Consider the following 14,272-nt stretch of genomic DNA (forward strand, 5'->3'; position numbering starts at 1 on the left):
GGGAGGAGTTCGCCGCCGTCGGTCGGCTGACCGGCAGCCGGAGTGCAGCCGCCGCGCTCGCCGACCGGTTGCGCCACCGCCTGCATGCGGAGGGCAGCGCCCTGGTGACCGACCCGGTCGGCTGGCTGCTCGCCAAGGGCCTGCCGCAGCAGGCCGGCTGCTCGCACCCGGCGTGCGATGACGGGATCCGCCTGGACACCCGCACCGGTTGCGTGAACTGCGAGCAGCAGCTCACCGACCGCCGTACCGCCCACCAGGCCCTGGTCCGCGAAGCCGTCGCCCAGCTACCGGCCGGGACCGACTCCGCGCAGCGGCGTGCCGCGGTCGACGCCCACCTGCACCGGCACGCGATGCTGCGCGCCGAGCAGCAGGTGGTCGACCGCCGGCGGGCCGAGCAGCGGCGCGCCGAGGCCGAGGTTCGCCGGGCCGAGCGGAAGGCGCGGGCCGAGGCCGCGGAGGCGGCGCGTCGGGTGCTGCCGTGCGAGGACTGCGGCACCGAGCGGGCGGGTGGGCTGTGCGGGTCGTGCTGGGCCCTGCGCTTCATGCGCACCGTGGTGGGCGAGTGCGTGGACCTGGCCCTCGCCGCCTGCGCCGACCTTGCCGACCACCGCGACGTCAATGCCGTCGCCCGCCGTACCGAGGCCGAGCTGCGCGCGGCGATGGCCGCCGCACGACCGGCCGGTGTTGGCCGCGAGGACGGTCTCGGATCCGACCTGCAGGCCGCCCGGGACGCTGTCGCCGCCTACCGCGCCGACACGCTCGCGCGGCTGGCCCGTACGCCGTTGGCCGACGCCGAGGCCGACCTCGCCCACGGCACCGCGCTGCGCGCCGCCCGTCACCGCCTCACCGCCCGGGCCGTCGCCGAGGCGGCGGCCGAGCTGGCCCGCGCCACCACGGCCCGGTACCTGCTCCTCGAGCGCCTGGAGACCGTGCGGGTGCTGCGCGAGCGCGCCAGCCAGCTCCGCTCGACCGCAACCGCCGCCGCCCCGCTTCGCGAGGCGGTGAACGCCTGATGACCCCGACCACCGGTGCCGATCTCGCCCGCACCGCGCTGCGCGCCGCCCGCCAGACCGCCCGCAACCACGGCAACACGCCCGCCCCGCGGACCGCCCGAGCGGCCCGGCCGGCCACCGCCGCACGGCGTGGCCCGCGCGAGCCCGAGCCGATCGCCGACGTCTTCCTTGCCCTGGTCGCCGCCCACGGCTGGACTCTGGGCACCGCCGGCGGAGGCCTGCGCGACCACTGGCCCGCCATCGTCGGCCCCGATGCCGCCGCCCACTGGCACCTCGCCGGCTACGACCCCACCACCCGCCGCCTGCGCGTGACCGCCGACTCCCCGGCCTGGGCCGCCCAGCTCCGCTACCAGACCCGACACATCCTCACCGCCCTTGAGCAGCTGCGGCCAGGCACCGTCACCGCTATCGACGTCCGCGTCGGCCCTTCACCGCAGCCCGACCAGGACCCCGACGAGCGGCCGGCCCCCCGCCCCGCACCGACGCCGCCGGCCCGAAACCCGCTCGCCGACCACACCGCCTACCAGGAACTACGCCGCCAGATACGCAAGCAGGCCCTCGCCCGCCAAGCCGCGCTCGAAGCCGCCCCGCCCGCCGACCCCGGCGGGCACGACCGCCAGCAGCGTGAACGCCACCGCGCAGCGCGCGCCGTCTGGGCCGGGGCGCTCCCGCTGCGCAACGCTCGCCAGCCGTAGCCGGCTCCCGCCCGCGGTGCCGCGTGACCCCGATCGCCCGAGCCACCACCCTGATCGAGAGGACCCAGCCGTGAACAGCACCGACATCAACGCCCGGCTTGACTCGCTCCAGGTCGCCGCGACAGGCCTGATCACCGACTACTCCGACCTCGGCACCCGCGGCCACCTCGCCGACCACCCGGACACCGTCGACCACCGACTCGGCCTGGTCGTGGAGATGCTCGCCACAATCCAGGCCGCCGTCCACGCCGAGCGCGCCGGCGGCCAGTGGCCCGCGCTGCGGGCCCACCCGGGCGCCGAACACGACCATCGCACCGCCGAATACACCCACCACCGGTGCGACTGCCAGCACCGCCCCCACGGCGGACCACGCGACAGCGACGACCCGATCTGGATGTGACCACCGGCCCACCAGCCCGCGCCCCGTACCGGTGCTGCGCGACCAGACCGGCTCCACCACCCGCCCGCCGACCGCTACCGTCAACCCTGCGGCCCTCCGTCACGGCGGCCGCCATCCAGGAGGAGGACAAGGTGACCACCCAGCCCGACCACCAGGCCCCGGCCACCCCGAGGCCGGCCACCCTGCACGAGCTGCGCACCGCGCTGTCCCGCTACGGCCTGCCCGGCGACCGCGAGCGGTTCGAGCAGGCCCTGGCCGCCGCCCTCGACGCCTCCCCCATCGGCGACCTCGCCGCCGTCACCGAGGTCATTGCCACCTACCGCCACCGCCTCACCCTGCGCACCAACGAACAGGCCATGGCCTCCCTCGCCGCGCCGATCGGCGGCCAGCAGTGGACCCCCGCCGCCGACGTGTTCGCCCGGCTCCGTGCCGCCGGCTGCGACCGGTGACCGACCAGCCCGAACAGCCGACCCCGCTGCACGTCTTCCTCTCCGACGCCGCCGAGCAGGCCCTCGCCGCGCTGCGCCCCGGGGAGCTGGACGCGGTCGAGAAGCTCGTCGAGCGCCTGGCGGTCTTCCTGCGGCTCGGGATCCCGGTGCCCGGCGGCACCGACCCCGAGGTCGACGACTACACCGCCCGCACCGACCCGGCCCCCGACTCCGGCGACCGCATCAGCGTCGTGTATCGCCTGCACGAGGGCATGTCGGCGGTTTTCGTGACGTGGGTGATCGCCGGGCCGTGAATCCCGGATCAGCACCCGCCTCGGGAGATGGCCGGGGCCCTCACGCTCGTCGAATCCCAGATCAGGGACCTTTCAACGTCGGCTTTCGAGGTCTAGCATTCCCGGCACGGCGGCCCCACCACAGCACCACCGGGCCGCCGCGCAGAGCGGCCGCGCCCATGTCCTCCCCGGCGCTGTCCGCCTCCCACCGGCCGGTCCCGCGGAACACCCCCCTTGCCTCCCGGGGCCGGCCGGTCTGCGTCTTCGGCGGGCCGGGCGGCCTCAGCCACCGGTCGAGCTGCTCGGACCGGTGGTCCTGGCGGGCAGGCGACGCCTCGGTGATCTCGGCCGGGTGGCCTGGCACGTCGCTGGATGCGCCGGCGGTGGTCATTGGGGGGTGAACAGGCCCCGGCCGGGGAGGAAGACGGCGTTCGCGGGGACGCGGTACGGACCGACGAGGCCCTCGACGATCGGATCGGCGGTGCCGGGGACCTGGCACAGGCGCACCCGGCCGCGGCCTGGCCGTAGTGCGCCGCGATCTGTGGGCGCTGCTGCGCCGCTGCTTCCCCGGGGCGAGCTCCGGCGCGTGCGCGGTCGCGGCGAACGAGCTGCGGGCCGCGATCTCGGCGGCGCTCACCGCCGACACCCGCAGACCGATCGAGCCGCACGACCGGCAGTGGACGGTGGAGAGCGTCCTCACCACCGTGGTCGCCGGGCTGCTGACGGAGCGGAACCTGCGGGCTGGCGCCGTTGCCGACGTGAGCGCGCTCCACGAGGTAGAGGACGGCATCTTCCCGGCCTGCCGGGTGCTGAGCCCCTGCCCGACCCTGCGGGCCGTCACCGGAAGCGGAGATCACCCACCGACCGCCCAGCGTCCGTAAACGATCAGCAGCGGCCCTGACGGGCCTGTGGGCCCATTGGGTGCCGGGAGGGCCCACAGGCCGTCAGAGGGGCCTTCGCGCCCATCGCCTGATCGGTGGGTCAAGGTGTCGAATGTCGATACAGGCCCGCCGCTCGCCCAGCATCATGAGACCGATCAGGCAGCAGACGGTGGCCGTCCGGCCGCCGGAGACGGAGAGGGATCCATGAGCAACAGCAGCGAACTCAAGGACCTGCACGAGGCAATGGTCGTCTACCTCACAGCGGTCGCAGTGGGGCTGCTGCACGACGGCGACCCCGTCGAGACCATCCGCCCCTACCCCGAGAAGCCCGGCACCGATGACCCCGAGTCCGAAGGTGAGGCGAGTCTCTACTTCGGCCGCGCCTACTACACCCGCCACTTCGGCGCCGACGTGATCGACGGCTCGCTGTACTGGGACACCCTGTCGGGCTGGCGTCTGACTATCGAGCGCCTCGGCGAGGATGGGAAGAATCTCGACGAGGACTACTGGATGGGCAAGGGCCTGGTGCCTGACCCGCGCGCCGTCGCCAACTTCCTGACCGCGGCGAAAGTGGACCTCGAAGGAGCGGGCAGCCCGGAGACCCCCTTCTACCGCGACCGAGGCCAGGACATTCCGGCCCTGACCGCGCGGCTGAACACCTACGCGGACAACCTCGTCGGCCATGAACCGCCGAGCTTCCTGCCCGCGCGGCCCCTCAACATCTTCCGGCACCAGCGTACCCTCAAGCGCAGCGACGTCGTTGCCGAAGCCCTCACTGCCGGCGGCGACACCCTGCGACTGGTGCCCCTCACCGAGGGCGAGGTGAAAGCAATCGGGCGGCTCGCCGAGTGGGCAGAACCCCTCGGGCTCTACCCCCAGCCGGACTTCCTTCGACTCCTCGCCAGCGACCTGACGGACCGGTACACCCGCATCAGCAGCACCGCACGCAGCGAGGTACCCGACCTCGCCACCGCCCATCGCACCGCCCAGGCAGCCGCCGTCACCCACCTGGAGAAGAACCCCGGCTGACACGATCAGCAGCAGCAGCCCCGTGGGTCTGTCTTCAACGGCCTCCGTTGGCCCCACCCATTGTCGGCGGGGCCAACGGAGGCCGGGCGGCTTCCAGGGACCGTTCACACCCGGGCACCCCGGCGGCACCGCCCTCAACGAGATCGGCGAGCACTACTACGGCCGCCACGCGCCCCGGCGCGGCAAGGGTCTCAACATCGACGTCACGCTCAGCCGGGAGGAAACCCGGCACGGCGCCACAGTGCCGCTGCGGCGGAACGCCTGGAGCACCTGCCCCGACTGCGCCGGTGACCCCCGCCGCCAGGACAACGGCTGGTGCTCACTGTGCCGCGGGACCGGCCTCGTGCCCAAGCGCGTCCAGGAGCACCAGGTCGGCTTCCCGGCCGGCCTTCGCGAAGGACAGCGCGTCCGGCTCCGCGGCCTGGGCGAGCGGGGCGCCAACGGCGGGGAGAACGGCGACCTCTACGTCACCGTGCACATCGTGCCCTGACCGGGCGCCGGCCAGCTCCTGAGTCGGCCCCTTGATCTCCCCGCCCAGTCGGTGGCCGACGTGCCCTTCCGCCTCGGCCGGGACGGGCGGCAACCACAACGGCGTTGCGGTCGACAGCGGACAGGGTGGCTAAGCGCGGTGCGCTCCGCTACCGCACCCTGGCCAGCGCCCGGATGCGCTGGACCATCCACTGCCGCCTGCCCTGCGCCGCCGGATCCGACGGCAGGGCCGTGGCCGGCCCTGCCGTCGGCCCGTCCCCGCACCGGCCCAGGCCGTGGCCGGCCCGGGCACTGGGCAGTTGCCCCCGGTAAAGGTGGTGGCCAGTGCCTGCGCCTGGCCAGGCTGCCTGCCGGCACGACCATGACCAAGCACTCCGACCTGGCCCTCCTTCCAGGCGGTTGCAATCCCACCACCCACCTCACGAAGAAGTTGCAGTCCACCTGGGAGCGCTCACCGGACCAACTGGGCGCCCGTATCCACCTGTTCGGCCTTGGTGCCGACAGCTTCGGAGCACGGCTGCCAGGGGCCCTGAACGCCTACGGGAAAGGGCGGCTAGGACCTGGTTCCGGTGCCAACCGACTTCTGTGGTTGGTGCAGTGACCTCCCCCTACCCCTGTCAACAGACCATGTGGAACCCAACCCGGGCGGTGGCATTAGCGCACCAAGGCGGAACGGCGGGTATGTACTGGACAGGGATGTGAGGTCCCAGCAGTCACGATTGCGGTCACCCACTGAGTTTGCGCGGCGTCGGGGCGGGCCTTTTTTGTAAGAGGACGCTCGCGTGAATGTGCCTCTGACCTGCGAACTTGGAAAATCAAAGGTATGGCCTAGTCGACACCAGAGGTGTTCTGGTGTCACTGGAAGCCCACATTCGCACCCAATGTATCGCAATGCTGCGAAACATTGAATTGGGGGCGGATGCACCACGAGATGGCCCGCGTGATCACCTGACCTGCCCGGATGAGTTCCCCCGTGAGAGCCCGGCTACCCACCCGCGACACGCACTTCGCACCTCCGCGCAGAATCCTTCGCACCATCGCGAAGAACATGTAGCCTGCTGCCGACACGAGCAAAGGATCAGGGCCTTGGCACAGGCAGAAGCAGGGCGCGGCAACACCCGCAGGCAGGCGTCCGAGCGCACTCGGCGACCGAAGCTGCAGCCAGCCGGCCCCCAGAACCAGCGCGACCTCGCCTCCGAGATCGTCCGCGGCTACGCCGGGCACCTCCCCGACGGCGTTTACGAAGCCCGCACCAGGTTCTACCGCCGCGCACCCCACGAAGTACTCGGCTCCGACGGCTATGCCCTCCTCAGCCGCTACTTCGCCCGCTACGTCCTGCCCCAGGCACTGATGTCCGGCGAGATGACCAGGCTCCAGTGCGCCGTGCTGTCGAACATCGTCGGCAGGGCCGAGCGCGGCGTCTGCCACGCCATCCAGCGCGAGATCGCCGAGGAGATCGGCACCAGCCGCTCCAGCGTCAGCCCCGCCCTCAAGCACCTCGCCGCCCGCAACTACATCCGCAGCGTCGGCCGGGGAGTCTGGCAGCTCAACCCCCTCATCGCGTACAAAGGCAACGGGGACGAGCAGCAGACGTTCCTCGCCGAACTCCGGGCACTCGCCCTGGAGAACGGATTCCCTGACATCATCGGACTGGCAGCCCTCCAGACCGGGAACAAGGAGTCGACAGCATGCTGATGGTCACCGACCTGTTCGGGATGCTGCCGCGCCTCGAACTGACCCCCACCGCGACGAACGTCCTGTCCGTCATGGTCCGCCACCAGAACCCCGGCGGAGTCGTCCCCCTCACCCAGCAGGACATCGCCGAGGAACTCCAGATCCTCCCCTCCGTCGTCAGCCGCGGGATGACCCTCCTCGTCGAGCGCGGCCTCGTCCTGCGCAAGGGCTACCGCTACCGCCTCCACCCCGCCATCGCCGGCTACAACTCCGAACTCGAGATGCAGGCCGCCATGACCCGCGCCGCCCGAGAAGGCGTGCCGCCCATCCTGATCCCCGACTACCAGGCCGCCCCGCCCAAGGCCGGCCGAACCCGGCTGCGCGCCGTCGGCTGACCGTTCATGTCGGGCCCCAGAACTACGGTGCACGGCAGAAACCCAGCGCTGTAGGACAGGCGGAGGATGGCGCAGCCGACAGAGAAATTCGTCTACCTGATCACCGCCGCGAGCAGCCGGACGGCGAAGATCGGGCGCAGCACCGACCCGGAGAGCCGACTGGCGGCCCTCCAAGCCGGATCGCCTGTGGCACTGCTGCTGGCAGCGACGTTTCCTGGCGGGCCGCGGTTGGAGCGGCATCTCCATAAGGCGTTCGGCAGGTACCGGATCCACGGGGAGTGGTTCGACTTCGGCGACCAGGATCCTGTCGCGGAGGTCGTCGCAGCGGTCGAAGCGTACGAGCCCGAGCCGGGGCACGAGGATCGGGCGGGGCGGTTCCGGGACCCGGGGCCGGCGTTACACACGCTGGCCCTAACGGGTGGGGAATGGGCGATGATCGACTGGATCCGCGAGCACGGTGGAGCCCGGTCTGCGATCCGGGTTGCCCCCGAGGTGGTTGCGCCAGACATCCTTGCCAGCACGACGACCGTCAAGGTCGCCCTTGCTCGCCTGGTCCGGCTCAACATCCTCTTGAAGACGGGCCCGCGGAGTGGTGCTTACCAGCTCAACCCCCGCAGGTTCTGGGAGGGGAGCGGTGCGGCTCAGTCCGCCGCGTGCCGCCGGGTGAATGCGCCGCCCATCGCCGCAGACGAGAAGGCCAGGGCGTTCTTCACACGACAGCGGTAGTGATCGGCGTTGCGCTGGAAGGCGCCAGCGAGAGTGTGGACCCAAACGGTCTGTGGAGAGCGATGCCCGCAGCGTCAGTTCGGCCAGCGGTAGCTGCGGCTTGAAGGGGATTCCGCCAACCCGGTCCGGTCCGGGCTGCGAGACTGGTGATCATGACTGACCGCCGCAGGCTCTCCCTGCGCTTCTCCGAGCCCGCCGTTGGCGCTCCCGTTCCTGCCCAGTCCGGCGGGCGCCAGTTGTTGCCGGTCGAGCAGGGCGCCGACTTCCGCCAGCCGCCCGGCGAGACCGCGGCCGCGCCTGCACCGGCCCGGCGTCCACTCGCGGCTGGCGGCCTGACCTTCTCCGACCCGGACCGGCAGATCTGACCGGTCCGACGGTCGCCGCCGCAGGCGTGTGGGTTTCTACCAGCCGTCCATCGCCCGCACTTCGCCGGAGATCGCGTAGCGGCGGCAGGCGAGGATCTCCTCGGTGGTGATGCCGATGTCGTTGGCGAGTCGGGCGAGGCCGGCGTCTTCGGCCAGGCGGTCGGAGACGTAGGCCGGTACGACTTCGAGGGCGAGCGCACCGATGCCGAGCTGGGCGGCGCGCTGCTGGGTGATGGCGTCGCGGCCGGTGGTGACGTGGCGGTGCCAGGCCTCGGTGGTGATGCCGTTGGGGGTGCGAAGCTGCCTGCCCCGGGGCGGTTTCTGGCTCCACCGCCTCGTTCCGGCGCACACGCAGAATCTAGGTCGCCATGGAGGCTTGGGCGATAGGGTTCCGGGCCATGACGACCGTTCCGCGTTCCCGCTTCTCCGTGAGGCTGGGCTTGGCCGAGGATGACGACGAGGCGCCTTACGAAGGGGTACCCCGGCACCTTCTTCAGCCGCTCCAGCGCTGGGTCCGCCGCCACTTCAGCTCCAGCGAGGATGACGACGCCGAAGACATGTGCCTGTGTCTACGCATCGCAGTTCCGTCTGGTGGCAATCCCACGCTTGTGCTGACGGTCATGGACGGCATGGACCTCCTGGACGTGGTGGACGCGATTCTGGCGCACGAGGATGAGGACATGGGCGGGGACCCCGACGGCGAACTCGCCCGGGTTCTGGATGGTGGGGGGTCGGCCTACCGGGTCAACGACGAGGGCAACGGCCTGGAGGAGCGCGTGACGCCTGCGGTCCGGGAAGCGGTGCGCACCACAGTCGCGGACGCGAACGATCTGTCGGCGGCAGGCTCGGCGGGCGACCACCTGGCGATGGCCTGGCAGGCCGCCTACGGCCTGGGCCCGGACCCGGTACGGGTCTACAGCGAAGCGATCAAGGCGGTGGAGTGCGCCGCGCACGCGGTGGTACAGCCCAACCATGCCCGGGCGACGCTGGGCACCATGCTCGGCGAGCTGCGCTCGAAGCCGCAGCTGTTCACTACTGCCGTACCCGGGTCACAGGGGATCGGCGTGATGGAGGTGATGATGAGCACGCTCTGGGACGGACAGACGTCCCGGCACGGCAAGCAGAGCCCGACCCGTCCCCGAGACGCTGGAGTCGGCCCGTGCTGCCGTGCACCTGGCTGCTGTCTTGGTTCAGTGGTTCACCTCGGGTGCCATAGCTCGGCTGCCGTAACGGGCAGGGAGCTGTAGGGGCTGCTCGTCAAGGGCCTGCCGCAGCAGGTCGGTTGCACGCACCCGGCGTGCGACGACGGGATCCGCCTGGACACCCGCGCCGCCTGCGAGCAGCAGCTCGCCGACCGCCGTACCGCCCGCCAAGCCCTGGTCCGCGAAGCCGTCGCCCAGCTCCCGGCCGGAACCGACCCTGCCCAGCGGCATGCCGTGGTCGATGCCCACCTGCACCGGCACGCGATGCTGCACGCCGAGCAGCAGGTGTTCGACCGACGGCGGGCCGAGCAGCGACGCGCCGAGACCGAGGTTCGCCGGGCCGAGGCTGCGGAGGCGGCGCGCCGGGCGCGGCCGTGCGAGGACTGCGGCACTGAGCGGGCGGGTGGATTGTGCGGGTCGTGCTGGGCCGCCCGGTGGCCGAGGCGTGGGGCCGGTGCGGCTGGGGGCGCGCGTCTGCCCGCCGTCCGTCCCCAGCTTCGTCCGGGGCCAGGAGACCGAGCGCCGGTACGGGGTGGTGGCGGGGCTGGGGGTTTGCGGATTGGCTGAGAGGTCTTGTGTACGGGTGCGGCGAATCAGGCCGGGCTGTTCGGTGGTGGGACTATAGGGGGCGCCTACGGGTGGTAGAGCGCGTGGGCGCGTGCCATGTCCGTAGGCCCGTCTTGGCCGATGTGGAAGAAGTGGCTCATCTGCCATGCCTGCGTGCTGCGGGCTTGCCGGCTGGCCGTGGTCACCCACGGCGGGTAGACACGGAATCCTCTTTTCCCGCCGGAGCTGTTGCGGGAGACGATGCCACGCTCGCACAGCGCCTCGCGCGGGAACACGAACTGACCGAAGCCGTTGTCGTCGCGGCTGCTGATGACGAAGAGATCCACCTCGTCTTCGGCGTCGAAGGGACGGATCGGCCCCTCCCCGGACCGCCGCCACACGGTGACGAACTGGCCCACCTTCGTCGGGGTGGTCTTGGCCACGCGGAACCGGACCGAGCGGCCATCGACCGTGAATCCGCAAGCCGCGTATTCGCTACCCTCCGGCTCGACCACCGGCAGCGAACAGACGAAACCGCCCGGGTCGTACGCCAGTGCCTTCGCCGCCAGCAGGTCACCGTGAAGCCCCGCCCACGGCTGATTCGTCACCATCCCGTCATCCTCCCATCGCGACCGCCGGCCAGGCGCTGCGCCCCGGGATGGTGTCGAACAAGGTGAGCCGGCAGACGCTCGGCGACCTCCAGGGATACGGCCTGGTCGCCTCAGACGGCAACACCAGGGGACCGGCGCAAGACGTGGCGGCCGGATCCGGCCCGTGCGCGCGGGGAGCGACCCTTTGCCGTCCGGACCTTGGCAAAGTCCGGACGGTCCGGCCCGTGCGTGCAGAGAGCGACCTGTGCCGAGGTGGGCTTCGATCGACGACGGTTCGGCCGACGACCGGCCCGTGCACACAGGGAACGAGCGACCCAGTATTTAGAGGACGCAGCTGTTAGTCCGGCCTGTGCGCGCAGGGAGCGACCCGAGGGAACCACCCCGACTCCGGAGGCGGTCCGGCCCGTGTGTGTGCGGGGAACGGCCCTCACGCCCCCTGCGTGAAGGTGTGGCCGTCTCCCCTCGCCACCGCCGACCGGCCGCAGCCGGCTCCCGCCTGTGGTGCCGCGTGAGGCCGCCGACCGTCCGTACGTCCCAGGGCGAGTAGCCTCGCAGCAGACGAGAAAGGGAGCGTTGCCATGAGTCAGCCCGTGCACGACGGAGTCGAGCTGATCCCCCGGCCCGAGCAGAGTCCGGCCGCGCTGAAGGCCGCGCTGGCCGTCGTCGCCGCGGACCGTCTCCCCGAGATGATCGACGGGCAGACGAAGGCAATGGCCGAGGCCATCACGGCCGGGAGCGTCCAGCCGATCCGCTCGTTCGTGGCGCACTGGGCCGCCGTCGTGGAGATCGAGCGGCACCCCACCACCGCCCAGGCCTGGCACCGGGCGAACTACCTCGCCAACCACGCCGGCACCGTCCAGGAGTGCCGCGAGCACGCCACCACCGTCGCCGAGCTCTACCGCGCCGCCTACGCGGCGGTGAACGCGTGACCTGGAGCTGGGAGTACCTCCCCAGCGAGCAGCACGTCACCGCCGGCGCCCCGGCCAGCTTCCTCGCCGCCGTCGAACAGCGGGCTGTGGAACTCGTCCGCGCCGCCGAAGCGCTCTACCTGGACGGCACCTCCTCCAGGGCAGCGGCGAGCCGATGCGCTACCTCGACGTCGCCGGCGGCCTGCTCGCCTACTACGTCGTCCCCCGCCTGGAGCTCGTCGTCGTCTGCCAGGTCACGCCCCCGCCCACGACCTGACCCCCTGGCCCAGGCGCCGGATCGTGGCCGCAGTGCGGGAGGAGCTCGTCGCCGTCGGCCAGCTGCCCGGTAGCCTGAGTGTGTCCGCCGTGCTCGGGTGGCCAGCTGCGGCACCGCCTGCGTGCCGAGGGCGGCAGCGCCCTGGTGGCCGACCCGGTCGGCTGGCTGCTCGCCAAAGGCCTGCCGCAGCAGCCGGCTGCAACCACCCGGTGTGCGACGACGGGATCCGCCTGGACATCCGCGCCGCCCGCGTGAACTGCGAGCAGCAACTTGCCGACCGCCGTACCGCCCACCAGGTCCTGGTCCGCGAAGCCGTCCGCCAAAAGCCGACGCCGCCCAGCGGCGTGCCGCAGTCGACGCCCACCTGCACCAGCACGCGATGCTGCGCGCCGAGGGAGTTCGCCGGGCCGAGCGGCGGGCGCGGGTCGAGGCCGCCGAGGCGGCGCGCCGCGCGTTGCCGTGTGAGGACTGCGGCACCGAGCGAGCGGGTGGGCTGTGCGGGTCGTGCAGGGCCCTGCGTTCCGTCCTCCGAGGTCAGTGAAGAGTATGTCCGCGTTCTCGAGGTCAGGGTGGTGCGCCACTCGGGGACGGCGCTGTCGATGATCTCCTGGAGACCGGCGAGCATGAGTTCGGTCATGGGGAGACTCCTTTCCGGCGGTGCACGATCCCGCCCGGAGGCCGGACGGGCACTTCCGGGGGATCGGGCTTCCATTGCACGCCCGCCGTCCCGCCGCCGGTAGCCCGGCGGAGGGTCCGGAACGTTGAACGTCGGCGGGCGTTGCGCTGCCCGACCTGTCCTGTCTGCCCCATCTGTCGCACCGGCCGCATGCGCGCACTGGGCGCCACCCCAGCCACGGCGAGGCTCCCCGGAGGAGCGGTCGGGCTGTCGGACGGTCCGACCGCTTCGCAGGGGAGCCTTGGACGTTCCCCGGAGGTGCCGTCAGGTAAGGGGGATGGGTTCGTACCGTGCCTGGAAGAAGCGCAGGTGGCGCGGTTCGTAGGTGAAGCGCAGGCCGTGGGTGATGGCGCGGCGTTCGCGGTGCAGGCCGATGGCGGCGTCGGCGACGGCGTCGAGGTGGGCGCGGGTGTAGACGCGGCGGGGGACGGCGAGGCGGACGAGTTCCAGGGCGGGGGCGCGGTTCTCGCCGGTCTCGGGGTCGCGTCCGGCGGAGACGATGCCGCGTTCGACGCCGCGGATGCCCGCGTGGAGGTAGAGCTCGGCGAGCAGGGTCTGGGCGGGGAAGAGGCGTTGGGGGATGTGGTCGAGGATGGTGGCGGCGTCCAGGCAGACGCAGTGCCCGCCGATGGGGCGGACCACGGGGACTCCGGCGTCGATGAGGCGCTGGCCGAGGTAAGCGACCTGGGCGATGCGGGCGCGGATGCTGTCCTCCTGGACGGATTCGGCGATGCCCTGGGCGATGGCCTCCATGTCGCGGCCGGCCATGCCGCCGTAGGTGTGCATGCCCTCGTAGAGGACGACCAGGCCGCGTGCCTGCTCGGCGAGGTCGGGGTCGCGCAGGCCGAGCCAGCCGCCGATGTTGGCGAAGCTGTCCTTCTTCGCGGACATGGTGGCGCCGTCGGTCAGGTCGCACATCGCGTGCAGGATGTCGGCGATGGTGCGGTGTCCCCACCCGGGTTCCCGCTGTTGGACGAAGTAGGCGTTCTCCACGGCGCGGGCTGCGTCCAGGACGACCATGATGCCGTGGTGGGCGGTGAGTTCGCGGACGCGGGTGAGGCAGTCCATGCTGACGGGCTGGCCGCCGGCCATGTTCACCGGCGCCCCGACGCACACGTACGGGATGGTGTCGGCGCCGACCTCGCCGATCAGCTTCTCCAGCTTGGCCAGGTCGATGTCGCCTTTGAAGGGGCTCTCGTCGGCGGGGTCGTGGGCGGCGTCGACGATGACGTCGTGGAAGGTGCCGCCGTTGAGCTCCTGGTGGGCGCGGGTGGTGGTGAAGTACATGTTGCCCGGGATGTGGTGGCCGGGGCGGATGAGGAGGCGGGAGAGGAGGTTCTCCGCGCCGCGGCCCTGGTGGACGGGGATGACGTGCTCGTAGCCGTAGTGGGCGCGCACCGCGTCCCGCAGTCGGTAGAAGCTGGTGGCGCCGCAGTAGGACTCGTCTCCGCGCATCATGGCGGACCACTGCAGGTCGGACATGGCGTTGGTGCCGGAGTCGGTGAACAGGTCGATGTAGACGTCCTCGGCCCGTAGCAGGCACGGGTTGTACCCGGCCGCGCGCAGGGCGCTCTCGCGTTCCTCGCGGGTGGTGGTGCGCAGCGGCTCGACCATCTTGATCCGCCAGGGCTCCGCCGGGTATACGGCCGTCATGGGTACCTCCT

At 71.9% G+C, this 14,272-nt stretch carries 17 protein-coding genes and 1 pseudogene; 14 read left to right on the forward strand and 4 right to left on the reverse strand.

Annotated elements, in window-relative coordinates:
* From ABT238_RS34210 to ABT238_RS34265, 12 genes and pseudogenes are all read left to right on the forward strand, one after another.
* A pseudogene (locus ABT238_RS34210) lies at positions 1–1,013 on the forward strand (hypothetical protein); the annotation flags it as partial.
* Positions 1,013–1,708: a DciA family protein gene (locus ABT238_RS34215; protein ID WP_350803839.1), complete on the forward strand. Its 696-nt coding sequence runs from the start codon at positions 1,013–1,015 to the stop codon at positions 1,706–1,708. The pseudogene ABT238_RS34210 and the gene ABT238_RS34215, both read left to right, overlap by 1 nt.
* A gap of 70 nt (positions 1,709–1,778) precedes the next feature.
* Positions 1,779–2,108 carry a hypothetical protein gene (locus ABT238_RS34220; RefSeq protein WP_350803842.1) on the forward strand — a complete coding sequence of 110 codons (330 nt, stop codon included), beginning with the start codon at positions 1,779–1,781 and terminating at the stop codon, positions 2,106–2,108.
* Between the two features lie 131 nt (positions 2,109–2,239).
* Positions 2,240–2,557 (forward strand): hypothetical protein, encoded by a 318-nt coding sequence (locus ABT238_RS34225; protein ID WP_350803844.1) that lies wholly within the window; start codon positions 2,240–2,242, stop codon positions 2,555–2,557.
* The gene (locus tag ABT238_RS34230) at positions 2,554–2,850 is read left to right on the forward strand and encodes a hypothetical protein (RefSeq protein WP_350803850.1); all 297 of its coding nucleotides are present in this window, start codon (positions 2,554–2,556) and stop codon (positions 2,848–2,850) included. Before ABT238_RS34225 ends, ABT238_RS34230 begins: the two co-directional genes overlap by 4 nt.
* 506 nt (positions 2,851–3,356) lie before the next feature.
* Entirely contained in the window at positions 3,357–3,710 is a 354-nt protein-coding gene (locus ABT238_RS34235; protein ID WP_350803854.1) for a hypothetical protein, read from the forward strand.
* 204 nt (positions 3,711–3,914) lie between these two features.
* Complete coding sequence (locus ABT238_RS34240; RefSeq protein ID WP_350803858.1) at positions 3,915–4,739, forward strand: hypothetical protein; 825 nt, start codon at positions 3,915–3,917, stop codon at positions 4,737–4,739.
* Positions 4,740–4,761: 22 nt separating this feature from the next.
* A complete protein-coding gene (locus tag ABT238_RS34245; protein ID WP_350803864.1) occupies positions 4,762–5,229 on the forward strand; it encodes a DnaJ C-terminal domain-containing protein in 468 nt (155 codons plus the stop codon).
* A 1,085-nt stretch (positions 5,230–6,314) separates the two neighbouring features.
* Positions 6,315–6,923, forward strand: coding sequence for a replication/maintenance protein RepL (locus ABT238_RS34250; RefSeq protein WP_350803869.1), 609 nt, complete (start codon positions 6,315–6,317; stop codon positions 6,921–6,923).
* Positions 6,917–7,297: a MarR family transcriptional regulator gene (locus ABT238_RS34255; RefSeq protein ID WP_350803875.1), complete on the forward strand. Its 381-nt coding sequence runs from the start codon at positions 6,917–6,919 to the stop codon at positions 7,295–7,297. The genes ABT238_RS34250 and ABT238_RS34255 overlap by 7 nt, the downstream gene beginning before the upstream one ends.
* 66 nt (positions 7,298–7,363) lie before the next feature.
* Positions 7,364–8,023 carry a GIY-YIG nuclease family protein gene (locus ABT238_RS34260; RefSeq protein ID WP_350803880.1) on the forward strand — a complete coding sequence of 220 codons (660 nt, stop codon included), beginning with the start codon at positions 7,364–7,366 and terminating at the stop codon, positions 8,021–8,023.
* Positions 8,024–8,175: 152 nt separating this feature from the next.
* Positions 8,176–8,388 carry a hypothetical protein gene (locus ABT238_RS34265; RefSeq protein WP_350803884.1) on the forward strand — a complete coding sequence of 71 codons (213 nt, stop codon included), beginning with the start codon at positions 8,176–8,178 and terminating at the stop codon, positions 8,386–8,388.
* A gap of 36 nt (positions 8,389–8,424) precedes the next feature.
* Here the strand turns inward: ABT238_RS34265 and ABT238_RS34270 are convergent, their stop codons facing one another.
* Positions 8,425–8,739, reverse strand: coding sequence for a hypothetical protein (locus ABT238_RS34270; RefSeq protein ID WP_350803890.1), 315 nt, complete (start codon positions 8,737–8,739; stop codon positions 8,425–8,427).
* Positions 8,740–8,786: 47 nt separating this feature from the next.
* Here ABT238_RS34270 and ABT238_RS34275 point away from each other — a divergent pair, with 47 nt between their 5' ends.
* Positions 8,787–9,635 (forward strand): hypothetical protein, encoded by an 849-nt coding sequence (locus ABT238_RS34275; RefSeq protein ID WP_350803893.1) that lies wholly within the window; start codon positions 8,787–8,789, stop codon positions 9,633–9,635.
* Here the strand turns inward: ABT238_RS34275 and ABT238_RS34280 are convergent.
* Positions 9,579–9,863 (reverse strand): hypothetical protein, encoded by a 285-nt coding sequence (locus ABT238_RS34280; protein WP_350803899.1) that lies wholly within the window; start codon positions 9,861–9,863, stop codon positions 9,579–9,581. The two genes, ABT238_RS34275 and ABT238_RS34280, sit on opposite strands and share 57 nt — an antisense overlap.
* 359 nt (positions 9,864–10,222) lie before the next feature.
* Complete coding sequence (locus ABT238_RS34285; protein ID WP_350803903.1) at positions 10,223–10,747, reverse strand: MepB family protein; 525 nt, start codon at positions 10,745–10,747, stop codon at positions 10,223–10,225.
* Positions 10,748–11,325: 578 nt separating this feature from the next.
* On the opposite strand from ABT238_RS34285, the gene ABT238_RS34290 reads away from it, so the two are divergent.
* A complete protein-coding gene (locus ABT238_RS34290; protein WP_350567742.1) occupies positions 11,326–11,676 on the forward strand; it encodes a hypothetical protein in 351 nt (116 codons plus the stop codon).
* Positions 11,677–12,872: 1,196 nt separating this feature from the next.
* Here ABT238_RS34290 and ABT238_RS34295 read toward each other — a convergent pair.
* Complete coding sequence (locus ABT238_RS34295; protein ID WP_350803911.1) at positions 12,873–14,261, reverse strand: tryptophanase; 1,389 nt, start codon at positions 14,259–14,261, stop codon at positions 12,873–12,875.
* Positions 14,262–14,272: the final 11 nt, after the last annotated feature.

The organism is Kitasatospora sp. NPDC001527, assembly GCF_040298605.1.
Classification (GTDB): domain Bacteria; phylum Actinomycetota; class Actinomycetes; order Streptomycetales; family Streptomycetaceae; genus Kitasatospora.